The 24,113-nt window shown below is 32.3% G+C and carries 21 protein-coding genes and 1 pseudogene; 17 read left to right on the top strand and 5 right to left on the bottom strand.

All coding sequences use genetic code 11. The features are described 5' to 3' along the window. The first annotated feature begins 64 nt into the window (after window positions 1-64). The 13 genes from GMC_RS0112480 (at window position 65) to GMC_RS0112425 (ending at window position 14,488) form a co-directional block, all read left to right on the top strand. Entirely contained in the window at window positions 65-1,252 is a 1,188-nt protein-coding gene (locus tag GMC_RS0112480) for a mechanosensitive ion channel (RefSeq protein ID WP_010522455.1), read from the top strand. 340 nt (window positions 1,253-1,592) lie between these two features. Beyond that, the gene (locus tag GMC_RS0112475) at window positions 1,593-2,003 is read left to right on the top strand and encodes a GNAT family N-acetyltransferase (RefSeq protein WP_010522454.1); all 411 of its coding nucleotides are present in this window, start codon (window positions 1,593-1,595) and stop codon (window positions 2,001-2,003) included. A gap of 102 nt (window positions 2,004-2,105) precedes the next feature. After that, on the top strand, window positions 2,106-2,699 hold the full coding sequence (locus GMC_RS0112470; RefSeq protein ID WP_010522453.1) for a GNAT family N-acetyltransferase: 594 nt from the start codon (window positions 2,106-2,108) through the stop codon (window positions 2,697-2,699). 200 nt (window positions 2,700-2,899) lie between these two features. Beyond that, window positions 2,900-4,567 carry an OstA-like protein gene (locus tag GMC_RS0112465; RefSeq protein ID WP_010522452.1) on the top strand — a complete coding sequence of 556 codons (1,668 nt, stop codon included), beginning with the start codon at window positions 2,900-2,902 and terminating at the stop codon, window positions 4,565-4,567. 391 nt (window positions 4,568-4,958) lie between these two features. Further along, window positions 4,959-6,137 (top strand): aspartate aminotransferase family protein, encoded by a 1,179-nt coding sequence (locus GMC_RS0112460; RefSeq protein WP_010522451.1) that lies wholly within the window; start codon window positions 4,959-4,961, stop codon window positions 6,135-6,137. A gap of 316 nt (window positions 6,138-6,453) precedes the next feature. Next, complete coding sequence (locus GMC_RS0112455; protein ID WP_010522450.1) at window positions 6,454-7,845, top strand: tetratricopeptide repeat protein; 1,392 nt, start codon at window positions 6,454-6,456, stop codon at window positions 7,843-7,845. Window positions 7,846-7,924: 79 nt separating this feature from the next. Beyond that, entirely contained in the window at window positions 7,925-8,704 is a 780-nt protein-coding gene (locus GMC_RS0112450) for an MOSC domain-containing protein (protein WP_010522449.1), read from the top strand. An 84-nt stretch (window positions 8,705-8,788) separates the two neighbouring features. Beyond that, window positions 8,789-9,706 (top strand): DUF368 domain-containing protein, encoded by a 918-nt coding sequence (locus GMC_RS0112445; RefSeq protein WP_010522448.1) that lies wholly within the window; start codon window positions 8,789-8,791, stop codon window positions 9,704-9,706. Window positions 9,707-9,721: 15 nt separating this feature from the next. Continuing rightward, the gene (locus tag GMC_RS0112440) at window positions 9,722-10,738 is read left to right on the top strand and encodes a DUF368 domain-containing protein (protein ID WP_010522447.1); all 1,017 of its coding nucleotides are present in this window, start codon (window positions 9,722-9,724) and stop codon (window positions 10,736-10,738) included. A gap of 255 nt (window positions 10,739-10,993) precedes the next feature. Further along, a complete protein-coding gene (locus GMC_RS0112435) occupies window positions 10,994-11,725 on the top strand; it encodes a shikimate dehydrogenase family protein (protein WP_010522446.1) in 732 nt (243 codons plus the stop codon). 83 nt (window positions 11,726-11,808) lie between these two features. Then, window positions 11,809-12,843, top strand: a complete 1,035-nt coding sequence (locus GMC_RS20805) for a DUF349 domain-containing protein (protein ID WP_050813315.1) — start codon at window positions 11,809-11,811, stop codon at window positions 12,841-12,843. After that, window positions 12,818-13,744, top strand: a complete 927-nt coding sequence (locus GMC_RS20800; protein ID WP_157998168.1) for a DUF349 domain-containing protein — start codon at window positions 12,818-12,820, stop codon at window positions 13,742-13,744. Before GMC_RS20805 ends, GMC_RS20800 begins: the two co-directional genes overlap by 26 nt. 114 nt (window positions 13,745-13,858) lie before the next feature. Then, entirely contained in the window at window positions 13,859-14,488 is a 630-nt protein-coding gene (locus GMC_RS0112425; RefSeq protein ID WP_040472542.1) for a methyltransferase domain-containing protein, read from the top strand. 12 nt (window positions 14,489-14,500) lie between these two features. Here the strand turns inward: GMC_RS0112425 and GMC_RS0112420 are convergent, their stop codons facing one another. From GMC_RS0112420 to GMC_RS0112405, 4 genes are all read right to left on the bottom strand, one after another. Next, on the bottom strand, window positions 14,501-15,568 hold the full coding sequence (locus GMC_RS0112420; RefSeq protein ID WP_010522444.1) for a saccharopine dehydrogenase family protein: 1,068 nt from the start codon (window positions 15,566-15,568) through the stop codon (window positions 14,501-14,503). Window positions 15,569-15,611: 43 nt separating this feature from the next. Beyond that, entirely contained in the window at window positions 15,612-16,505 is an 894-nt protein-coding gene (locus GMC_RS0112415) for a DUF1338 domain-containing protein (protein WP_040472538.1), read from the bottom strand. A 521-nt stretch (window positions 16,506-17,026) separates the two neighbouring features. Next, window positions 17,027-19,693: a T9SS type A sorting domain-containing protein gene (locus tag GMC_RS0112410; protein ID WP_010522442.1), complete on the bottom strand. Its 2,667-nt coding sequence runs from the start codon at window positions 19,691-19,693 to the stop codon at window positions 17,027-17,029. A 776-nt stretch (window positions 19,694-20,469) separates the two neighbouring features. Further along, the gene (locus GMC_RS0112405) at window positions 20,470-21,300 is read right to left on the bottom strand and encodes a M48 family metallopeptidase (RefSeq protein WP_010522441.1); all 831 of its coding nucleotides are present in this window, start codon (window positions 21,298-21,300) and stop codon (window positions 20,470-20,472) included. A gap of 186 nt (window positions 21,301-21,486) precedes the next feature. On the opposite strand from GMC_RS0112405, the gene msrB (GMC_RS0112400) reads away from it, so the two are divergent. Genes msrB (GMC_RS0112400) through GMC_RS0112385 form a run of 4 tightly spaced genes read left to right on the top strand, consistent with a single transcriptional unit; the run spans window position 21,487 to window position 23,476 of the window. Beyond that, a complete protein-coding gene (msrB, locus tag GMC_RS0112400; protein ID WP_010522440.1) occupies window positions 21,487-21,963 on the top strand; it encodes a peptide-methionine (R)-S-oxide reductase MsrB in 477 nt (158 codons plus the stop codon). A gap of 3 nt (window positions 21,964-21,966) precedes the next feature. Continuing rightward, window positions 21,967-22,359: a peptide-methionine (R)-S-oxide reductase MsrB gene (msrB, locus tag GMC_RS0112395; protein ID WP_010522439.1), complete on the top strand. Its 393-nt coding sequence runs from the start codon at window positions 21,967-21,969 to the stop codon at window positions 22,357-22,359. Between the two features lie 5 nt (window positions 22,360-22,364). After that, window positions 22,365-22,910 (top strand): hypothetical protein, encoded by a 546-nt coding sequence (locus GMC_RS20795; protein ID WP_138940627.1) that lies wholly within the window; start codon window positions 22,365-22,367, stop codon window positions 22,908-22,910. Next, window positions 22,907-23,476, top strand: a complete 570-nt coding sequence (locus tag GMC_RS0112385; RefSeq protein WP_029489754.1) for a uracil-DNA glycosylase family protein — start codon at window positions 22,907-22,909, stop codon at window positions 23,474-23,476. The genes GMC_RS20795 and GMC_RS0112385 overlap by 4 nt, the downstream gene beginning before the upstream one ends. A 194-nt stretch (window positions 23,477-23,670) precedes the next feature. Here GMC_RS0112385 and GMC_RS19880 read toward each other — a convergent pair. Then, window positions 23,671-24,113, bottom strand: a pseudogene (locus GMC_RS19880) (TonB-dependent receptor); the annotation flags it as partial.

Here is a 24,113-nt window from a genome sequence, read left to right as displayed (position 1 = left end):
ATAATTAGGATTAAGTAGTTTTTTCTAAGTAAATTTAATTGTCTAATAATCAATTATTTAAATCATGGATAAAATTACAACAACATTTAATGAAACATTTGCCGCAATAGGTCTTGGAAAAATTTCCAACCTAGTTGCTGCAATTCTTATTTTAATTATAGGGCTAATTGTAGCTAAGGTGATTCGAAATTTGATTCGCAAAGTTTTAAAAAAATCAAAATGGGACAATAAGCTTTTAGGAAACAAAGTTGGCAACACCAATATCAATGTTTTTATTGCGAATCTTTTTTATTACGTAATACTAATTTTTGTATTACTATTAGTATTAAGCAAATTGGGACTTGATAGCGTGTTAGATCCTATTAAAAATATGCTTAATGAAATTTTGGCATTTTTACCTAATTTAATTGCAGCCGGCGTAATAGCTTTTGTTGGATACATTATTGCCAAGGTAGTGTCCAATTTAATCAGTATGGGTTCAACCTTACTAAGCAGCTTGGCTAGTAAATTAAAAATTAGCGATACTGCAAAATTTGTCAATATTTTACAAAAAATTGTATTTGCTGTAATTATTATTCCTTTTATTATACAGGCTTTAAATGCACTTAATATTAATGCCATAAGTGAACCTGCCAATGGTATTTTACATACTGTATTAGGATTGCTTCCAAAAATACTAGCTTCCTTTATAATTATTGCACTATTTGTAATTGGAGGTAAATATTTAACTGATTTTGTAGGTGATCTTTTAAAAAGTCTAGGTATTGATAACCTTGCTGAAAAATTACAATTAAGTAGTGTTATAGGAAAAGATCAATCTGTTGCAAAAATAGTGAGCGGGTTGTTATATTTCTTTATTGTGTTTTTCGGAATTATCACAGGAGTGGAAATTCTTGAATTATCACAACTAAATGATATTTTACGAACAATTCTTGATTTATCAGGGCAAATATTATTTGGCTTGCTTATTCTTATTATTGGTAATTTTATTGCTACACTATTTTATAACATATTATCCAAGTCAGAAAATAACACATTTATAGCTTCTATTGCACGAGGCGCTATTATAGCATTATTTTTAGCAATCTCACTACGTACAATGGGTATTGCTAATAGTATTGTGGAACTTGCTTTTGGGCTTGTTTTAGGTGCTGTGGCTGTGGCAGTAGCTTTATCATATGGTTTAGGTGGTCGCGAGGCTGCTGGCGAACACATGAAAGAAATTTTAGCAAAATTCAGAAAAAAAGACTAATATCTTTTATTATACTATTAAGCTGCAATAAATTAAAGTTGACACAAAGTTATCTTTAAAATTTGGGTGTGTATCGTACCTTTAATAAATCTCGGCTAGAATATTTAGACAAATTTAGTAAAAGCCAATAAATTAATTTATTGGCTTTTTTTAATGCAAGTAAATTAAAAATTTATATATTTGTTTTTATATGATCACAACAGCATTTTTAAATACAATGAAAAAAACTATGAAACGTACATTCTACGAATGAGTTACGGATGATTAGTATTGCATAAAATCTAATAGACCTCGTAGCTCAGCTACGAGGTTTTTTTTATCTAATTTTTAATTATTTATCATGAATATCAAAGTTTCAACTTCAAAAAAAATTGATTTAGCACAAATTGTTCATTTGTACAAAGCTAATAAATGGAGCGCTGCGGATAAACCTGAAATGTTACAAAAGGCCCTAATGAATTCACATTCATTAGTTACTGCTTGGGATAATGATAAACTAATCGGCTTAGGAAACGCTATTTCAGATGGCTATTTAGTAGTTTATTACCCCCATTTGCTTGTTTTGCCCGAATATCAAAATAAAGGCATTGGTAAGTTAGTAATGCAAAAGCTACAAAAAAATTATATGCAGTTTCATATGCAAATGCTAACTGCTGATGGTAATAGCATTTCGTTTTACAAAAAATTGAATTTTGTAACTGCAGGCACCACCATGCCCATGTGGATTTATAACGGAACGGAACATTGCTAAATTAAAACTTTAAGGCTTTAAGGCTTGTCCTAAAGTATTCAAATCTCAAATAGCGTAAATTATAACTTAAAAAAACTCCTCAGTAATGAGGTTCATTATATCATGATTTTAGAAAACGAAAGAGTCAGACTTATTCCCTTTAATATTCAAACAGCACAAGGCTTAAATGAAATAATTTTCAATAATGACATTTGGGAATTTATGGGCCATTATATTAAAAATACAAATGATTTAAAAGATTACATAAACAGTACCTTACAAGCAAAAAAGAACAATACCGCTATTCCCTTTTTAGTAGTAGATAAAGATTTTGGAGCTTTAGCCGGCTGCACACGCTTTGGAAAAATTGATACTACAAATAAAAGAGCCGAAATTGGCTGGACTTGGTATGGCACTCATTTTTGGGGTACTGGGCTTAATACTGCCACCAAAGCATTATTATTAGATTTTGGTTTTACTAATTTACGCTTAAACCGAATCCAATTTGGGGCGGATACTCGAAATATCCGTTCGCAAAAAGCAATCGAAAAATTAGGTGCAACAAAAGAGGGAATTCGTCGTAATCATTATGTAGATGCTGCGGGCATAAGTAGGCATGATGTGTATTACAGTATTACAAAAGAGGATTGGATAAATTCACTTAAAGCTACTGAAATTGACAACTATGAACTGCAAAACAATCTAGTTTCTTTGTAAAAAGAAGTTGATAGTTTTCCCTTTGACTACTTTAAATTAGTTATTGGCATAGCACTTTTATAGTTTTTAAACCGATTTATGTTCTGCAAAAGTATAAATCGGTTTAATTTATAATTGAGATGTACTACATCAAAATGTACTATGTATAATTAATTTATACATTGTTGAATTAAATAAATAAATTTGTCAAAAATTGTATATTGAAACAATCTCATTTAAACATAACGCTTTTCATTCTTCTTTTTACAAGTAGTTTGCTTGCGCAAGAATCTAAGGTAATCGACGTGGTATCTGACCGATTGGAAATAGATGAAAAAAAATATCCTGGTGCTACCCTACTCAGTAAAATTGACAATCAAGTTTATTTAAAACATAAAGGAATTGAAATTTGGTGCGATCAAGCTGTGCATTATGGCCAAGACCGCTTTGTTAAAGCTTATGGAAATGTTCAAATGAAACAAGGTGACACATTGACAATGAATAGCAAATATGCTGAATATAACGGAAATACCGAATTTGCTTATGCCAGTACCAATGTTGTTTTGGAAACCGAACAAAATACACTTAAAACAGATACCTTGTTTTTTGACAGATTACGCCAGCAAGCATATTACCGCAGTGGAGGAACGGTAATCGACTCTAGCATGACATTGACAAGTCGTATCGGAAGGTATTATATGGATCGTAAATTTTCAACTTTCACAAAAGAAGTGGTAGTGGTAAACAATGAAAATACTTTAAATTCTGACAGACTTGATTATTTTAACGAAACGGGAAAAGTTTATTTATACGGACCTTCAACAGTAGTAAGCCCTGAAAGTATCTTGTATTGTGAACGTGGTTTTTACGATACAAAAACTGATATCGGATATGCCATCAAAAACGCCCGAATTGATTATGACAACCGACGTGTACTTGGCGACAGTATTTACGTGGATAATAACATTAATTTTGCTTCTGCAACCAACAACATTCGCGTTATTGACACCGCAAATCACAGTTTAATAAAAGGTCATTATGCCGAAGTTTTTAAAAATAAAGATTCTGTTTTTATTACAAAGCGAGCATTAGCCATTTCAAAACAAGAAAATGATTCCATTTTTATCCACAGCGATACAATAATGGTTACGGGAAAACCTGAAAAAAGACTACTTCGCGGTTTTTATGATGTTCGGATATATAAAACCGACATGAGCGGCAAGTGCGATTCCTTAAGTATGGCACAGATCACAGGCTTTACCAAAATGATTGGCAAACCCATATTATGGTCTGCAAAAAACCAAATGACTGGGGATACTATTCAATTAATTTCCGATCAAAAAACAAACAAATTAGATTCGTTAAAAGTGTATAATAATAGTTTTTTAGTACAGCAGGATACATTAAAAGAAGGATTTAACCAAGTTAAAGGCGCTATTTTGTATGGGTTGTTTAAAAATAACAAGTTGGATATTGTTGATATTGATAAAAATACGGAAACCATTTATTTTCAACGTGATGACAAACAGGAACTAATTGGAATTAACAAAGTAGCCTGTAGTAATATTCGGATTTTATTTGAGGAACAGGAAATGACCGATATTTATTATTACGATAACGTGGAAGGTACACTTTACATGGAAAGTGAATTACCACCAAATGCTAGAGAATTACAAGGCCTCAATTGGCGAGGAGATGAACTTATTTCCAGTAAAAAAGATTTATTTAGGGATGAAGCCCCTTTTCAACTTACCAAGATTAAGGGGTTGCCCCTTCCGGAAGAAGAAAAAGACTTTTTTGATGAAGAAACATTAAAAAGAATTAATGAGCAACGATCAGAACATTCTCGTTTTAAAGATGTCAAACTTAAAGAAGCGTCTGATGATTAGTTTTCGGTTGTGAGTTGTTGGTTATTAGCTGTTAGCTAGTTAAATAAATATAAAAATTTCTAACAAAAATTCCATTATTTGACTTTTTATTTCATTTTTAATTAATTTTATAATCTGGTTTATCTTTTTTTAATATCAAAATTTAATTCAAATGGTGAAGTATCAGGATCAACAATGATTGTATTTATTTTTGATTCTGCTTAATATTATCAACATTCTCCGTTGGACTTTTCATTGTTTATATTACTTGAAAACAAATTAAAAAATAGTTAGTTCAATTCAAACTTTAAATTTTTATATTAAAAATTATACCATACAACCAACAACTAACTACTCACAACTAATAACCAACAACTCACAACTAAAACTGTCAACTCATTAATAATAGCAAATGAAAAAAGATTTCTTTACATATCAGGCACAAACCACTCCTTTTCCTTTAGCTATGGAAGTTTCCCATGCAAGTGGAAGCTACATATATGACACCAAAGGAAAAGCACATTTGGATTTTGTAGCGGGTGTATCGGCTTGTAGTTTAGGGCATTGCCATCCAAATGTAGTTGAGGCTATTAAAGCTCAAGTAGATCGGTACTTGCATGTAATGGTTTATGGTGAATACATACAGCAACCTGCCGTTGAACTGACAAAACTTATTGCCAAAAACCTCCCCGATCCACTCAATAAAACATACTTGACCAATTCAGGTACTGAAGCTATTGAAGGGGCGCTAAAACTAGCTCGTAGGGTTACTGGTCGAAGCCAAATTATTGCTGCCAAAAAGGCTTATCACGGTAATACGATGGGGTCACTAAGTGTTATGGGCTATGAGGAACGCAAACAAGCTTTCAGACCTTTAATTCCAGATATTCATTTTATTGAATTTAATAATGAAAATGATCTAAGCAAAATAACAACACAAACCGCCGGAGTTATTTTGGAAACCATTCAAGGGGGCGCTGGATTTATTCAACCAAAAAACGGCTACCTTACTAAAGTCAAAAAACGCTGTGACCAGGTTGGAGCCTTATTAATTTTAGATGAAATTCAACCTGGTATCGGTCGAACTGGCAAATTATTTGGCTTTCAAAATTATAATGTAATCCCTGACGTAGTTGTTACCGGCAAAGGATTAGGTGGCGGATTGCCCGTTGGTGCTTTTACTGCATCGGAAGCTCACATGGATTTACTAATGAATAATCCCATGCTTGGACATATTACTACATTTGGAGGAAATCCTATAATTGCGGCATCCTGCCTAGCTACGTTGCAAACAGTCATTTCTTCAGATCTAATTCCTGACACATTGGCAAAGGAAAAATTATTCAGAAAATTATTAGTACATCCATTAATTAATGAAATTAGAGGAATAGGATTAATGCTCATTATACTTTTGCCTACGGCAGAATTAGCTACTGAAGTTGTTATGAAATGCAAAGAAAAAGGGCTGATACTTTTCTTTTTATTATTTGAAAAAAGAGCTGTACGTATCACTCCACCGCTCACTATCAGTGATAAAGAAATTGAAGAGGGATGTCAGATACTTCTGGAAATTTTAAATGAATTTTCTTGAAAGTGTTCACTTAAATTGAATACGTTAAAATAATGATAACTCAGTATGCTTAAATAAAGTAAATACTACTTTAGTACTAACCTTTACATAGCATAAGTAAAGATTAGGAATCAATAAACGATAAGTGGTATCAATTTTGTTAATTAATATGTTAACAAGACAATTTAATACAATTGAAATGTACAGCATAAGATTGTATCTTAGAAAAAAGAACGTTTAAAACGTATTTTAATTTGATTTTATTAAACAGAGCATCAGCATTGTTTAATAAAATCAAAAAACAAACCTGATGTAAAAAGGTTCAAAAAACGGTCATATGTATTTAAGCAATCACGACGATAATGAAAATATTGCATTGGACAGGTATGAGGCAATGCTTAAATCAAACAGGGTTGTTTTCTTTGATTCCAACGAATTTGAAAACATCATCCATTTTTATTTGGACAGTGGTAAATTAGCTAAAGCAAAAAAAGCAATTTCATTAGGACTTGCTCAGCATCCTTCTTCAACTAATTTAAAACTACTTAATGTTGAAATCATGGTTTTTGAAGATAATTTGGACAATGCTGAGCGTTTACTGAATCAGCTACAGGCATTGGAACCTGAAAATGATGAAGTATTTATTCAAAGAGCGTCAATTGTTTCTAAAAGAGGCAATCATGGTAAAGCTATTGAATTATTAAAAAAAGCATTAAAGCTTACCCAAGATAAAGCCGATGTTCATGCCCTATTAGGCATGGAATATTTGTTTATGGATGATTTTGAAAATGCAAAAAGCGAATTTATAGCATGTTTAAAACTAGATCCTGACGACTATTCTTCATTATACAATACAATTAATTGTTTTAACTTTTTAGATCAGCCTGAAGAAGCTATTAATTTTTTAACTGAATATCTGGAAACAAATCCTTACTGTGAAGTTGCTTGGCACCAATTAGGCAAACAATATTGCGACATTAAAGAATTAAAAAAAGCATTAGCTGCATTTGATTTTGCGATAATAAGTGACGATACGTTTGTTGGTGCTTATATTGAAAAAGGCAAAGTATTAGAGCAGTTAGGGCGTTACAATGATGCCATTGAAAATTATTCGATTACGCTGGAGCTAGAAGATCCAACGTCTTTTGCGTTACTCCACATTGGAAAAAGTTTCGAAAAACTTGGCGAACAAACCAAAGCTTTACACTATTACATTAAAACTGTTAATGAAGATCCTTTACTAGATAAAGGCTGGATTGCAATTACTGATTTTTATAACGCAAAAAAAGATTACCAAAAAGCATTGTACTATATTAACAAAGCATTGGAAATTGATTTTGAAAATATTAATTACTGGAAACGTTATGCAAAAATAAACCTGCGTTTAGGTTTTTTAGAAGAAGCTGAAAGAGGCTATCGTAAAGCACTCGAATTTGGAGATTATGATATTAATACTTGGATTCAACGAGCAGATCTGTTGTGGAAATTAGGTGAAATTGATGCTACCATAATAAGTTTGGATCAAGCTCTGGAGCTTTTTCCTGAAAATAATGAATTATTAATTCGTTTAGCAGGATTGCATTACATTAAACATAATTTAACGAAAGCCAATTATTATTTAGAAACTGCTTTAAAAGCAGATGCAGATTATTTTGTGATTTTTGAAGAATTGTTTCCCACCTGTTTAAATTTAATTGAGGTGCAACATATATATGCGGGATGCTTATAAATTTCAAATTTTCAAATGAATTTATACTTCAGTTGTGTTTCAATGGCAGAGTGGTAATTAATTTTTAAACTTGCATATATTGGATATACATCGTGTAAAAAAGTTACTCGTTTACCCGTTAAAATCAGCCAAACCTATTGAATTAACTCATACTAAGGTGGAATTTAACGGTTTTCAAAATGATAGAAATTATGCAATTATTGATCAAAATAATAAAGTACTTACGGCACGCGAGTACTCTAAATTTTTACACCTAATCATTAAGGTAAATCAGCAAATGCTGCATATTACTTTAGATAACGCCGAGATTACTATTAATGTTGACCAATTCGATAAAATGTTAACTGAAGTACATCTATTTGATGATATTGTAAAAGTCCAGCTTTTAAAAAACACAAAAATTAATAAGTTACTTTCTGAATACTTAAATATATCATGTCGCTTAATTAAACTTGATTCATCCGATACTATTACCAGTAAAAAAGCTTTTAACGATATAGCTCCCATACATTTAATTTCTGAAGCATCGTTAAATGATTTAAATAATAGGATTGGAACACATTTAACCGCAGAAAGTTTTAGACCTAATCTGATAGTTACAGGTGGGCAAGCTTACGAGGAAGAATTGTGGAAAACACTAAAAATTGGAAACATCATATTCAATGTTGTATCAAAAACAAATCGATGTTCCTTAAGCACCATTGACCCTATAACCTTGAAACAACGCGACAATCAAGAACCATTAAGAACGCTAGCCACCTTTAAAAAAGAAGGAAAATCAGTATGTTTTGGTATTTATCTGGTTCCTACGAACAAAGGGGAAATTTTTATGGATGCTCCCATCGAAATTATTGATTAATTATTACCACTTAGCAATTTTTTAATACCACTACTCTCCTATTTTTAATTACTTTTGACGTCAGCAAAAAAGGACACATCAACTATGAAAAGATCAATTAAAGATTATTTTATCATTTTTTTAAAAGGGATGGCAATGGGGGCTGCCGATGTAGTCCCTGGAGTTTCTGGAGGAACTATTGCTTTTATTTCTGGAATTTATCAGGAGTTGGTGGAAAGTATTTCTAACATAAATCTAGCACTTTTTAATACGATTAAAACAAATGGACTTCAATCATTTTGGCAAAAAGCAAATGCCAATTTTTTAACCACATTAGCTTTTGGTGTTATAATCAGTGCACTGAGTATTATGAAATTAATGCATTTTTTACTTGAAAACCATCCTATAAAAATATGGGCATTCTTTTTTGGTTTGGTATTGGCTAGTATACTGTATGTAGCTAAACAAATAACCAAATGGAATGGGATTACTATAATATTGCTTATAATTAGTGCCGTTGGCGCATTTAGCATTACTCAATTAAGCACTATGCAAGGAACTGATAGTACACTTTTTTTAATTTTTGCTGGTGCCATAGCTAGTTGTGCCATGATTTTACCTGGTATTTCTGGGGCATTTATTTTAGTATTGCTTGGTGCTTACGCCACCATTAGCGAATCAGTACACAACCACGATTTTGCCAAAGTTGGTGCTGTAGCCCTAGGTGCAATTATTGGATTGTTATCCTTTTCACGTTTGCTGAAATGGTTATTTAATCATTATAAAAATATAACTTTAGCCATTCTTACTGGTTTTATTTTAGGTTCATTAAATAAAATATGGCCATGGAAAAAGGTGCTTGAAACCATGGTGGTCAGCGATAAAACAATTACCCTAAAGGAACAATCCGTTTTACCATCAAATTATGATGGCGAACCGCAAATCCTACTTGCCGTTATACTTAGTATTATTGGTTTTATCAGTATTTTAGCTTTAGAAAAATTAGGAGAACGAAACAAATAGAAATTACATCAATTTATGCCACAAAGCACGCGTACTTTAGTCGATAAAATTCTTTTGGTATTAAAAGGTTTGGCTATGGGTGCTGCTAATAAAGTCCCTGGGGTTTCTGGTGGCGTTGTTGCTTTTGTTGCTGGTTTTTATGAGGAATTTATTTACTCGCTTCAAAAAATCAATTTTAAAGCGTTTAAACTACTTATTAACTTTAGGTGGGCTAGTTTTTTTCAGTACATCAATGGTTCTTTTTTGGGTTTGCTCATTGCAGGAATGCTGATTAGCTATTTTAGTGTTTCTAAAATTCTGGATTACTTTTTGGTCACTCATGAATTGTATGTTTGGTCATTATTTTTTGGAATGATTATAGGCTCAGTAATCTATATTGCTCGTACCTTTAAAAATTGGAATTCAACTACGCTCTCTTTTTTAATTGGAGGCACTTTAGCAGGAATTGCCATTAGTTTACTACCTCCCAGTACGCAAAATGACAACCTTATTTTTGTGTTTTTCTGTGGCATAATTGGAGTTTCGGGCATGACACTTCCTGGGCTTTCAGGCTCGTTTATACTTATTCTATTGGGTAATTACGTATTGTTGCTGGTTGATTCAGTAAATACATTATTTGACACTTTTCTTTACGTATTTAATAACGACTTTAGTTTTTTAAACAATGCAAAACATATGCGTTTATTAACAGTGCTTATAATTTTTAGTATAGGTTCATTGGTAGGCATGGTTAGTCTATCCCATTTGTTGGGATTTGTGCTTAAAAAATTTAAAAATCAAACCTTTGCCAGTATCATAGGATTTATTTTAGGTTCACTTGGTGTGGTATGGCCTTGGAAAAATAAAATTTTTAAACTAGACACTACCAATCAATTACTTATGGACAATAATAGCAATGCGGTGCTGGATCATTATGAACGTTACCTTCCTGCTTTAAATTCGGCAACATTTATTGCGCTACTTTGGATTATAGTAGGTATTGGCGTAGTATTGTATTTGGATTATGTAGGAAATAAAACTTCTAAAATTTAACAAAGTTCATTGATCACACAAATCTTTTTTAAATGAGTTTACTCCTAAAATCGGTTATTGCCCCATATAGATACTTAAAAACTATTATCAATCACATTAAATTTAAAGAAACAATAATAGTTTAATTGTTAAAAAAATGTAACTGTTATAACAATTATCAAAATCCAAAATATTTCTTAAAAACTTAAATCCAATAACAATGACATAACTTTCATTACGAAGGTTTTAATTCTTCCCGAAAGGGAAATTATAATTATGAAAAAAACTTACGGCCTGTTAGGAAAAAATATAAGCTACTCTTTTTCAGCATCCTATTTTAAGGAACGTTTTGAAAAAGAAAAAATTAATGCTAGCTATCAAAATTTTGATTTGCAAAACATTAATGAATTGCGTGAGGTACTAAAAACAAATAAGCTCCATGGGCTTAACGTAACCATTCCTTACAAACAAGATGTATTTCCTTTTTTAAAACAATTGGATCCTATTGCGCAAACAATTGGCGCAGTAAATGTTATAAAATTTGAAAACGATGGTAGCCTAACTGGATATAATAGTGACTTTTACGGTTTCAAAAATTCATTACTTCCATTACTTAAGGAAATACCAAAAAAAGCACTGATCTTAGGAACTGGAGGGGCTTCTAAAGCTGTGGCTTATGCATTAAAAAGTTTAGATATTGATTACACTTTTGTTTCGCGCAACAAAAAAGAAAACCAGTACACTTACGAAGAATTGAATCAGCAGATCATTAAAAATAACTTATTAATTATTAATTGTACGCCCTTAGGCACGTTTCCAAACGTGGATGCCTGTCCAAATATTCCCTATGAGTTTATTACTAATAATCATGTTTTATATGATTTAATTTACAATCCTGCGGAAACCACTTTTTTAAAAAAAGGAGCTGAAAAAAATGCAATTACTTGTAACGGTTTGCAAATGCTTATTTTACAAGCTGAAAAATCATATGAAATTTGGAATTCCTGAACAATATTTCAATACGCCATTTGTGCTTATTTACTAGCAATTTTTATTATCTTTCAAAAATCTAAAATTGAAATCGTTTACCAATGCCTATTAGCGAAAATTTAAACACCGATTTAGAAGCTCAAAATAATGACGCTGCTGCAGAAAATACTTTTACAACAACTAATGATGTAGAAGCTACGACTACCAATGAAACAGAATCAACTGAAAAACCTACTATTGATCCTGTGAATTCTGAAGCTTCTGTTTCCGAAAATGAGGTAAAAAATGATGATGCTATAGCTGAAACCGAAAAAGAAAAGGAAAAAATTATTGAAATTCCTGTTGAAGATTACGCTTCCTTTACGCAAGAACAATTGCTGGATAGTCTTAAAAAATTAACTACAAATTATCCTGTGCAATTAATTAAAGATCAGGTTGAAAATATTCGTAAGCATTTTAATATAAACTTTGACGAAAAGGCGGCTAAAAGTAAAGAAATATTTATTGCTGAAGGCGGAAATGAAATTGATTTCTATTTTACAACTCCTTTAAAACGAAAATTCAATGAGTTATATTTCAATTATAAGGACAAAAAGAACGATTATTACAAAACTTTAAAAACCAACCTTGAAAAGAATTTAAAGCATCGTTTGGAACTTATCGAGCAATTGAAAACACTTATTTCTTCCAATGAAACAGTAAACAATAAATTCAATTTATTTAAGAATATTAAGGAACACTGGCATCAGGCAGGCGCTATTCCAAGAGACCAAAATAACGTAGTTTGGAATACATTTTATCACCATGTAGATAAATTTTACGAAATAATTCACCTTGATCGTGAATTTCGTGATTTAGATTACAAACACAATTTAGAGCAAAAGGTAAAAATCATTGAGCGTGCCAAAGAGCTTACGCAAGAAACTAATATCAATAGAGCCTTTAGAGAATTACAGGTTTTACACAAAATTTGGAAGGAAGAAATTGGTCCAGTTGCCAAAGAGTATAAAGATTTAATTTGGGATAAATTTAGCGAGCTTACGCGAGAAATTCATGACAACAGGCAGGCGCACTACACGGAACAAGACGCTAAACAGGAAGAAAAACTTGGTGGCAAGAAAGGATATTCTTGTTGAAATAAATGCAATTACCGAAGCTCCAAAAGATAAACATCAGGATTGGCAAAAAGCAATGAAGCTAATTGAAGCGCTTCATGAAAAATTTAAAAAAGTTGGCAGAGTTCCTAATGAATTTAAAAATAGTATTTGGGATGAATTTCGTACTGCTGAACGAGGTTTTAACAAAGCAAAAAACGACTTTTATAAACAAATAAAAGGCGATCAACTAGATAATCTTAAAAAGAAAAAAGATTTAATTGCTACTGCCGAAGCAAATAAGGATAGTGATGATTTTGAAATTGTTACTCCTTTAATGAAACGTATCCAAAGTGAATGGAAATCAATTGGTCATGTTCCCCGTAAGGATAGCGATAAAGTATGGAAACAATTTAAGGATGCTTGCAACTATTATTTTGACCGTATAAACAATAAAAAGGAAGCGGCTAATGCTGCCCAGGAAGAAGCTTTTGAAAAAAAATCGAGTTTCCTAGAAAAACTGAAAGCATTTGAGGTGACAGATTTAGAATCAGTGACTTCAAAAATAAGTGAGTGGAAGGTTTTTGGTGCAGTACCGTACAAAAAACGTAAAATTGAGGAAGAATTTAGTCAAATTTTGGATAGTATGTTTGCTAAACTTAATTTGAATAAAAAGGAAGCTGAACTTATTAAATTTGATAATAAATTAGCTGAAATTACTGATCAAAACGACCAACGAGTATTACAGGATGAAAAGTCATTTATCCGCAAACGTATGGACGAATTAAAAGGTGAAATACTGCAATTAGAAAATAACCTACAATTTTTTAAACACGCCGATAAATCCAATCCAATGGTAGCAGATGTGTATAAAAAAATTGATAAATTTCATGATGACTTGACTATTTGGAAAGAAAAATGGCAAAAAATAAAATCACTTTAATTTTGCAAGAAAAGGCATAATTGAAAAATTTCTTGAAAGGGAATTCTTAATCTCAATAAAAAAATCCACTTACTTCAAGTGGATTTTTTTTTATTAAATTTTTATACTCCAACCATGACATGCTCATTATGCAAAAGTGCTAACACGCACTTATTTTATTCTTCCAAAAAAAGATCGTACTCACAATGTGAAACGTGTGGAGTTATTTTTTTACATCCTGAATTTTACTTAAATACTACCGCCGAAAAAGAACGATACGACAAACATAGTGATGATATTGAAGATGAAGGATACCAGAATTTTGTAACTCCATTAATTAATGCTGTTGTAAAAAACTATTCTGTAAAAAGCCACGGCTTAGATTATGGATGTGGAAAAACCGCTATAGTACAGTATTTGTTGCAAAAAAAAGGCTATCAAGTAGCAGGTTTTGATCCAATATATGCTCCGTCAACTGAAGTTTTTAGTAACACTTATGATTTTATAACTTGTTGTGAAGTCGCAGAGCATTTTTATTTTCCTTTGCAAGAATTCAAAAGGCTTCATCAATTACTACTCCCTGGTGGAACATTGCTTTTAAAAACCTATTTGTATGATCACACAATAAATTTCAGTAATTGGTGGTATAAAAATGATCCTACTCATGTAATTTTTTATACTCATGAAAGCTTAACATTTATTAAAGAACATATAGGCTTTAATACCCTTCAAATTTTTGATGACTACACACTTTTTAAAGTGTAGTTAAAATTTTAATTAATCAATAAACAATTGTCCACTTTTAGTGGCTATAAAATCTTTATAAGGTATTTCTTCTTGCTTGATAAATCCCTTTTGTGGCAGGCTTCCATTAGCAACCATTTCAATAACCGCCGCTATGGATGCTGCAGTTGTCCATGAAATAGCTCTCCACTCATGACCTGCAATAGTTTTGGGGGAATATGCTTTGTAGAATTCGTTCCTAAATAACTCTCCGCCCTTTTTTTTCCATCCTTCAACAACCGCATAAATATATACAACATCCTCTTTTACAGGTGGTTTGGCATTTTCTAAAATTTGAGTCAACTGGGCTTTATCATCTTTCAAAATTAATTCATGAATTAAAAATTTCATTAATTTACCATGTCCGGGATACCTTATTGATTTATAATTGAGCGTATCCACCTTCCCTTCAAAAGTTTCGCACATAGTTCCTAAACCACCTGATGTGGCAAAAGCTTCAAATTCCCTTCCTCCAATATTGATATGCTCAATACCATCCAATGAAGTTACCATTTTTCGTTTTCCATTATGAATGGCTTCCGCATCATTTATATATTCATTAATCACCCCTGCTGGAGACCACGTAAATGAATACGCAAGTAAGCCATTAGGGTACTTAGGCAAAGCACCCACCCTAAGTTCAATGTCCCTTACTTTAGAAAATACTTTTGTTAAATCCGCACCAATAATTCCTATAATTCCTGGCGCTAAACCACATTGGGGCGCCATAACTGACTTAGCAGTTTCACTTAATCCTCTAATATAGTTTGTTGTTGCTACGTCTTCAGTCAAATCAAAGTAATGAACTCCGCTCTCGTAAGCAATATTGGCAATTTCTTTATTTAAAAAATAGGGTAAGGCAGATACTACAGCATCATTTTCAGCTATTAATTGGGTAATAAAATTACGATCAGTAACGTTGCCCTTTGCAATTAAAAATGGTTGTTTAAATTTATAATAAGGAGTATCTCTATCTACTCCGGTAACTTCGTATGTATCACTTAGTAAAGTGGCAATAAGCGTTCCTACCTTACCTAAACCTAATACCAAAATTTTTTTCATTGTTCAATACGCTATTTATAACTTCTCTTATTGCTCAAAAAAACTATTTTCTTTTTAGTTGACTCGTAAATGTACTTTCAAAAATTTTATCCGCATTTGCAGCTTCAAATCCTTCTTTTCTGTGTTTTCTTTCAATTTCAGCTAAAGGTATGTGTTGATATTCCGGCAGTATTTTTCGCTCAGCAAACTCCACATAACTCCCAGCAATTAAATGCGAATCACCGGCAGCAAAAATAGCTTTTTTTAATTGCGATACTGTAGCACTTTGCAACAATAATTTATCGGGACTTTCTTTTATATAGCCTCCTGCATCACTCAATAAAATACCTAAAGAATTCAAAAAATCATTAAATGACTCCAATGTATTAAATCCTTTTGGTAAACTTGAAACTGCTATAGTATAATGATTTAAATAATACCGATTGTAAATTACCCAAGCTGCATATTCACTCACCTTTAAAAGCGATTGGTAGTCCTCCCATGAAGGTACACTCCACAAAGGCGTATGTAAAAAATCATCCACTTGCTCAGGATTATTTAAGTCTAATTCTTTGATTGGGTCATTGGTAATTTCATTTGTATATTTTAAAATGAGTTCCTGAATATTTTTAGGAAATTCATGAATACGCAATTCACTTATAAACACCCTAGGAAATTTATTTGTAGGCGAGGCATACCAACGTGCATTCAGTTTTTTTGACTCAAAATTGTATCTATCTCTTGCCTTGTACCCATAATTCAAGAAAATTTTTTCGAAAGCTTTTATTCCCAATTTGGGGATTCCAATAGTTCGAAAAGCAACGTGATCATTTTCAATATCAAATTGATTTTGAATTATATATTGATCAACCATTGCTTTGGTTATTTTTGATACATCAGGTACGTCTGCTTTATACCTTTCCATTAAACCATCAAAAATTTTTTGCAATGCATCCATAAAAATCACCTTTACCTTAAAGGTACTAAAGGTTTTCTATTTTAAGCACCATTTGGTATTAAGAATTTTATGTTAAAACGCAAAATGCTATTTAGTTAGCTTATTGTAAACTATTTTTAAGGAAGTAAATAGTCAATTGCCTTTTACAACTTCAATTTATGTTTGTATCAACATTAAATTTCACATTCAAAATGGCTTATTTTTGCTTGATAATTCACAATTAGAAATGGCTTAAATGAATTTCTATGGACTAAAAGTACCATAGTTTCGGTTATGACTAAAAGTCATTACTTTTTAAACATCCGTTTTTGCAATTAGCTATTAGCCTTTAGCTATATACAGTATTTTAAAGCCAACAGCTAATTACTAATTGCCAATAGCTCTTGTAATATTTTTAGAAGCTAAAAGCAAAATGCATTAAAAATGCATAATTTTAACTAAACCTGAGATCAATAAAAAACACGTGTAAATTTTAGCAAATACACGTGTTTTTTAAGAATTAGACTTAATGGTTAATCAAATTAATTTTTCACAAACTTGAATACCTGAGTTTTATTATCATCCAAAATTATATAATATAAACCTTCAGCAAGTTGATCTACTTTAATTGTTGAAGCTTCACCTTTATAAATTATTTTTCCTGATAAATCATAAATTTTCCAGCTATTTACTTCTTCTGAAATTGTTAATTTTGATGTTGTTGGATTGGGGTACACCGTAACTGTATCGGTAATTCCGTTTGTAAAACTTTCAGTTGATAATGTCCCGTTGTTAACAATATTAACATCAGTCTGTACCGTTTCAAAAATAGTGTCATTATTTATTGACATTACAATACGCAATACTAACCTATCATTCCCTAACTCGGCTGGAGTTGTTGGTAAAGGATTCGTAGTATCTAAATCTTGTAAATTATCTTGAGCAAAAAATTCAGGTACGGTAAACGTATAAATTACTTCTGAATCAGCGTTTTCACTTCCTTGAGGTACTGCAAAGTCAAATGCAGTTCTACCCACGACTGCTCCTGCTGGTGTTAACCTTAAAATATCAGTGGAAATATTTAGCAACTCCTCTTCCTCTGCATTTAATAGACCCGTAGCATAACTAATATTAAATTCAAAATCGCTACCAACTTCTAGCGTTGGAGTATCATCGCCTGACAAAATAAATGACGCTTGATTATTAAAACTTAAAAACCTTGTTCGGTCATTGGAATTTGTTCTTGTAACTTCTCTAGTAAATTCAAATGTTTGCAAGGCACAACTACTTATCGCTCCCCCTTCCGTAGGAAAGGTTACTTCCACCGTATTATCACCTGCTATTAACAAGTCATAAGGGACGTCCGCCTCTAATAAACCAAAAAATATTCGCTGACCAGCGGCACGTTGCGCTCTGTCTGATTGATCATCACCTCTAAAATCTACAGGAACTTCAATTTCGGTACCGTTGACGGTTACCACTGGAATAATTGGTGTATTAATTGTTCTACCAATTCCTATTCGCAATGTAGCTTCACCAAAACTACCCTTTGTTACTCCTGGAATAATAAATGTAATTGGTTGATTTGCTTGTATAGTTCTTGGAAAAACAGTCCCTTGATCCGCCGCAGGAAGATTAGGATTTGCCGATAAGGCATAAATCTTTCTTTCTTCGGAAGTGTTGGAAACAGATGGTGCTGTAGCAAAGGTATACTCTATAATCATAGTTGCATCTTCATTAACCACAACAGTTTCAGGAGCTGTACCCGATTGTACTTTAGTCAATGAAAGATTTCCATTTGATCCTAAAAATAAATGTTGAATTTCAACTTCAGAAACATTTGCGGCATCAATACCTATTTGATTTAGGTTTATGCTCGTATTTTCATCTTCAAGACTGTTTAAAATTACATAAGCTTTGTTATTTGAAGCATCTACATAGGCATCTACCATAATATCTAAGTCCGACGATTTAGTGTCCACTCTAGTACCATCTACATTTGCCCATAATTCATAAAATTTAACTACTTCAGTAAAATCATATTTTTGATCATCTGGCGGTTGATTATTAGGAAACTGCGGAAAAGCATTTGCTTGGTTAATTCCAATACCTGATGGTAACGGGAACTCTTCAGCTCGGCGCATCATTCGCCAAGGATACACAAAACCAGGGTTAGCTGCCCCAGCATATAAAAATTCGGCCCTTCCCAATACAAAAGGCACCGTTTTTTCAATAACATCGGGTCTTTCCATAAACTGCATCATCATTGATGAAAATGCTCTTAAAATAAACCAATCTCTGCCAGGTGTCCAGTTTTGACTAAAAAAATCATTTAACTGAGTACCATACTCAGAAATAACCCATGGTTTTACCTCGCCCCAACGGATCGTATTGTAATGTTCAATCATATCCAAAATTGCCTCATTGTTTCCTCCTTTACGCAACAATTCCAAACCCCCTCCAATACTTGGAAAGTCATATAAATGAACTGAATAAAAATCCATTTGATCTCCTGAAGTATTTATAAACCCTTCCCAACGTTGATCCCATTGTCCAAAAATACGCTGATCATTACCTTTTGCTCCAAAAAACTGAAGGTCAGGAAATGCATTAGTAAAACCACCTACTTTAGCATCGGGATTGAATCTTTTAACCTCTCTGGCTACACTACGGTGAAATTCAAAAATTTCTTCAGCTGTAGCTGGATTATCATTTGCAAAATCAAATAAAGGAAAAAATGGCTCATTAATGGCTTCCACCCAAATAGGCCTAGGAGGTCCATCCATACCGCTATTTGGATCGTTCCCATAAGCTGCTCTTAAAAATCGTCCCATAAATTCCCCTGTAGCAGTACCAAAATCATCATCAGCTGGACCATCAGCAGTAGAAAAAGCAAAATTTCCAGAATCTGTTAAAGTACCATCAGGAAAAAATGGACGATCTTGCGCCGCAGTTATAACACCGCCTCTAGTTTGAGTAGCATGTTTTCCTGTTTGAAAATTTGCATAATTTACAGTTGATCTATTTCCAAAAAATTCAATACTTGTCGGATCAGCAAAACCTGGTCTGGTAGGATCTTCTGTTACTTGGCTCGAAATGAAACGCATTAATCCTGTACCCCTTCCGTAATTTGCACGGTAGCGCACTAGTAAACTGTCTAGTTTTCCTAATTCTCTGTTGTAATCACCGTCGGACTGATCCGCATGCATAACAATATACTTTTCTCGGTCAAAAGTATCTTGTCCGCCAACAGTATGACGAACATCAAAGTTAATATCAACTTCTACTTGAGCAAAAGCTCCTATGCAAAGGTTGAAGAATATTAAAAAAAAAAGATTTTTAAATTCATAATCAATGTGTTAGTAATAATTAACTCGTATAAAAAAAGCGTTCTTTGTATGTATGAAAAAAATTGATGTTCAAATTTAAATATGAACATCAAATTCGAAAAATAAAGACACTATATTGATTAATACTATAACTTAATTTACCAAATAGTAAATTAAGTCAGTTTAGTTACGATTGCCTTAATTTATTAGAAAAATCTATTCGATTAATATATCGTTAAAGTAACGCTAAGCTTACAAAAGACAACAATTTTAAATAAATATTTATTGAAATTTGCGTATATAAAATTTAATTAACGTTATAATTATTTCAATACAACATTTACAATGCATAAAATATGCTCTTATTGTAACGATTTCAAATTAATTAAATAAAAGTTAGTTTTTTTTTAAAGTAAGAAAATATGTAGTAACCCTTGCTACGGCATTTTTTAACTTGAAGTTTTATGCAAAAAAACAACCATTTTGAACGGTAACTTTATTATTGATAATTGAATAAGTCATAATTTAACTAAAATTATAACAATCAATTGAGCTATATTAAAACACCCCAAATTGCTGACTAGCAATTTGGGGTGTTTATTATGATTTAACCTATTGAGCAATGTGCTCTTAAATTACAATGTAAAATTTAAAGCCTATTTAAATGTGGTCACACCAAATTTTTTAGCTTCACTTCTAGCTTCTGGTGCCCATTTAGTTAAGTTAGCAATACGGGTATCATTAGATGGATGCGTACTTAACATTTCAGGAGGTGCGCCGTTTCCGCTTTTTGCCGAATTTGATTTCATTCGCACCCATAGTTTTGCTGCCTCCTCAGGGTTGTATCCTGCAATTGCCATTAAATTTATCCCAATTTTGTCAGCTTCTGTTTCATGACTTCTACTAAAAGGTAACATTACACCAACTTGAGTCCCTATTCCGAAAGCTTGTGCAAAAATTTGCTGAGCGGCAGCACTTTTACCACTCATAGCTATTGAGCCCGCCACCCCTGCAACTTGCTGTATTTGACCTGCACTCATACGCTGTTGTCCGTGATTTGCTAAGGCGTGTGCTACTTCATGCCCCATAATTGCAGCAATTCCTGCCTCATTGGCAGCAATTGGTAAAATACCAGTGTAAAAAACAATTTTACCGCCAGGCATACACCATGCGTTTACAGTAGCATCATCCACTAAATTATATTCCCATTTATAACCATTTAAGTACTCTGGATGACCATTGGCATTAAACCAACGCTCTGCTGCCTTCGATATTTTTTGACCAATACGCTTGATCATTTCAGCATCTGATGTTCCCTTAACTACTTTATTTTCACTTAAAAACTGGTCATACTGTTGAAAAGCCATAGGAAATATCTGACTATTACTTACTAAAGCCAATGTTTTTTTTCCTGTAAAAGGGTTTGTTGCACACCCCAATAATAAAACTGACGAAAGTGCTAATATTATTTGATTTTTAAATTTCATAATAGTCATATTTAAATTTGAATATTAAAATTACAATTTTTTGAATAATTATGTTAAGATGATTTCATTTTTCCAACTAACTCTTAAGGACGCCAAAATTAATTTTTAAATTTTTATTAAAAAAACAAAGTTTGGCTAACTTTTTGAGATATTCGTTTAACAGTATTTAAAATTCGATTTAATACAATGAAAAAATTAATCGCCTTTATAAGCATTTGTAGCATTTTATTCTCCTGTAAAGGACAAGAAAATCATAATAATGATACCAAATCTTATGCCATAAACAAAACTGAAGCTGAATGGAAATCAGAATTATCTGATTTTGAATATTACGTACTGAGGCAAGCTGGTACAGAAAGAGCCTTTACCGGTGAATACAATAAACATTATAAAAAAGGAATCTACGAGTGTAAAGGTTGTAGTATTCCATTGTACAGTAGTGAGCATAAATTTGATAGCGGCACTGGATGGCCAAGTTTTTACAAAGCAATTGAAAAAAATGTAGATACTAGCGTGGACTATAAATTAGGTTACGCACGTAAGGAGTTGCTTTGTGGTAATTGTGGTAGTCATTTAGGACACGTTTTTGGAGACGGGCCGCAACCCACAGGAAAAAGACATTGTATTAATAGCGTTTCATTACAATTTAAACCAACTGAATAAACCATGAAAAAATTTAATGTAGAAAAAACTGATCAAGAATGGAAAGAACAACTTGGAGAAGAGTCTTATTTCATTCTTAGAGAAAAGGGAACCGAACGTGCTTTTAGTGGAGCATTAGATACGCACTATGAAGAAGGTACTTACACATGTAAAGGGTGTGGTACAAAACTTTTTACTAGCGAGCATAAATTTGATAGTGGTTGTGGTTGGCCTAGTTTTGATGCCTCTGAAGAAGGAACAGTCATTTATGAAAGAGATACCAGTCTTGGCAGAATAAGAACCGAAATACTATGTGCTAATTGTGGTGGACACTTAGGCCACGTGTTTAATGATGGCCCTACTGAAACGGGACAACGCTACTGCGTAAACTCGGCAAGTATTAATTTTGAAAAATGAAAATTATGAAAAACATTAAAAATTTATTAATTGGTCTTTTAAGCATGAGCTTTTTGATGGTTTCGTGCGAAGGACCTACCGGACCACCAGGAAGAAATGGCACTAACGGTGCTAGCGGCGATGACTTTAGCTCAACAGTAATTTTTGAAATTGAAGGTCAAAATTTTATTGAAGAAAATCAATTTGTTGTAACTACTGATATTCCTGATAATATAGCTATTACTGACGGTGATCTTATTTTTGTGTACAGAAGAAGCAGATTGAACTCAACTAATGGAGAAGTTTGGGAACTGTTACCAACTAATTTTTTTTTAGAAGCAGGAACACTACAGTATAGTTTTAATCATACAAGCTTAGATGTTGATATTGTTTTAGACACTAATTTTGAATTAAATATGCTAACAGATCAAGATATTAGCGACTTTTTAACAAATCAAAAATTTAGGATAGCAGTAATAAACTCTGTAGATTTTAATGCTCAAAACGGAGCAAAATTTGCCGATTATACAACAGTATCTCAAGGAGCAAAACTTTTAAATTTTACAGAATAAAAGAATTACTAAAACATATCAAAAAATGTACTATTTGCCTCAATGAGTTACCTCTTGGGGCAAATCCTATTGTGGCGGGTTCAAAAAAATCTAAAATCATTTTAATTAGTCAGGCTCCTGGTCGTATTGCGCACAACAAATCAATAGCATGGCAGGACGCTAGCGGCAATAAATTACGGGAGTGGCTTGGGGTAAGTAATGCTACGTTTTACAATCCTAACAATTTTGCTATCCTGCCTATGTCATTCTGTTATCCTGGCAAAGCAAAAACTGGCGACATCCCTCCTTTAAAAATATGTGCACCAACTTGGCACCAAAAGGTTTTAACTGAATTAGAACGCCCGAATTTAAATATTCTTATTGGCAAATATGCACAAGATTATTATTTAAAAGATCAATTAAACCTTACCCAAAGAGTCCGACAATTGGAAAAATACCTCCCTGAATATTTGCCTTTACCCCACCCTTCACCAACAAACAGATTTTGGAAAGCTAAAAATCCGTGGTTTGAAACTAATATGTTGACTATCATTCAGCAAAATATACAATCTGTACTTAATGAGTGAGTTAAATACTTTTGCTTATGATTTATCTTGTTGTTCTTATACTACTAATGATAACTATATTTCAAGTTTGATGTTTCTTCAAATTTAAAATTCTCAAAATTTACGGAATAGTTGCTTGACTTGAAAAAAAGCTATTAAACAAATCAAATAATTCAAAAAACATACTCGTTTAAATAATTTAAATTTGAGACTAATTATAAATTTAACCTGATATAAACATTAGGGGTAATTCCTAATGACTCACTATCAAGCCGTACTGGGAAATTTGAAGTTAAATCAATATCGGTTGAAGCTATAAAATTACTGAACCTTGTGTTTAATATATTTTTCCTGTTATACAAATTTTGAATTGATAACCCAATTTTAAAATTTTTATAATCTTCTCGTTTTGATAGTTTAGCTCCGTAAGCTATCGAAAAATCTAAACGGTGATAATCGGGTGTTCTTTCGCCATTAAAAGAATCAATAGCGTCGGGAGGTAAATTCCCTCTTCGATCAGGTAACTTTTTTACTATAGTAAAAGGGGGTCCCGTTCTGTGCTTCCAGCCTAAAGAAAGTTGCAATTTTTTCCACTGCAAAAAATGAGACCAAGTTAATGAATGCCTTATATCATTATTGGCATTAAAAGTTTTATTAT

The sequence above is a fragment of the Aquimarina agarivorans genome, assembly GCF_000218485.1.
In the GTDB taxonomy this organism is placed as follows: Bacteria; Bacteroidota; Bacteroidia; order Flavobacteriales; family Flavobacteriaceae; genus Aquimarina; species Aquimarina agarivorans.
The sequence above is the reverse complement of the archived record's forward strand: the minus strand, read 5'-3'. Positions and strand labels throughout refer to the sequence as shown.

Bases quoted from the DNA above. Each gene is read 5' to 3' on its own strand.
- GMC_RS0112405 (WP_010522441.1), bottom strand. From the start codon at position 21,300: ATGAAATTTAAAAATCAAATAATATTAGCACTTTCGTCAGTTTTATTA.
- GMC_RS0112415 (WP_040472538.1), bottom strand. From the start codon at position 16,505: ATGGATGCATTGCAAAAAATTTTTGATGGTTTAATGGAAAGGTATAAA.
- GMC_RS0112435 (WP_010522446.1), top strand. From the start codon at position 10,994: ATGAAAAAAACTTACGGCCTGTTAGGAAAAAATATAAGCTACTCTTTT.
- msrB (WP_010522439.1), top strand. From the start codon at position 21,967: ATGAAAAAATTTAATGTAGAAAAAACTGATCAAGAATGGAAAGAACAA.
- GMC_RS0112420 (WP_010522444.1), bottom strand. From the start codon at position 15,568: ATGAAAAAAATTTTGGTATTAGGTTTAGGTAAGGTAGGAACGCTTATT.
- GMC_RS20805 (WP_050813315.1), top strand. From the start codon at position 11,809: ATGCCTATTAGCGAAAATTTAAACACCGATTTAGAAGCTCAAAATAAT.
- GMC_RS0112475 (WP_010522454.1), top strand. From the start codon at position 1,593: ATGAATATCAAAGTTTCAACTTCAAAAAAAATTGATTTAGCACAAATT.
- GMC_RS0112445 (WP_010522448.1), top strand. From the start codon at position 8,789: ATGAAAAGATCAATTAAAGATTATTTTATCATTTTTTTAAAAGGGATG.
- GMC_RS0112480 (WP_010522455.1), top strand. From the start codon at position 65: ATGGATAAAATTACAACAACATTTAATGAAACATTTGCCGCAATAGGT.
- GMC_RS0112455 (WP_010522450.1), top strand. From the start codon at position 6,454: ATGTATTTAAGCAATCACGACGATAATGAAAATATTGCATTGGACAGG.
- GMC_RS0112425 (WP_040472542.1), top strand. From the start codon at position 13,859: ATGACATGCTCATTATGCAAAAGTGCTAACACGCACTTATTTTATTCT.
- GMC_RS0112410 (WP_010522442.1), bottom strand. From the start codon at position 19,693: ATGCATGCGGATCAGTCCGACGGTGATTACAACAGAGAATTAGGAAAA.
- GMC_RS0112460 (WP_010522451.1), top strand. From the start codon at position 4,959: ATGAAAAAAGATTTCTTTACATATCAGGCACAAACCACTCCTTTTCCT.
- msrB (WP_010522440.1), top strand. From the start codon at position 21,487: ATGAAAAAATTAATCGCCTTTATAAGCATTTGTAGCATTTTATTCTCC.
- GMC_RS0112470 (WP_010522453.1), top strand. From the start codon at position 2,106: ATGATTTTAGAAAACGAAAGAGTCAGACTTATTCCCTTTAATATTCAA.
- GMC_RS20795 (WP_138940627.1), top strand. From the start codon at position 22,365: ATGAAAAACATTAAAAATTTATTAATTGGTCTTTTAAGCATGAGCTTT.
- GMC_RS0112440 (WP_010522447.1), top strand. From the start codon at position 9,722: ATGCCACAAAGCACGCGTACTTTAGTCGATAAAATTCTTTTGGTATTA.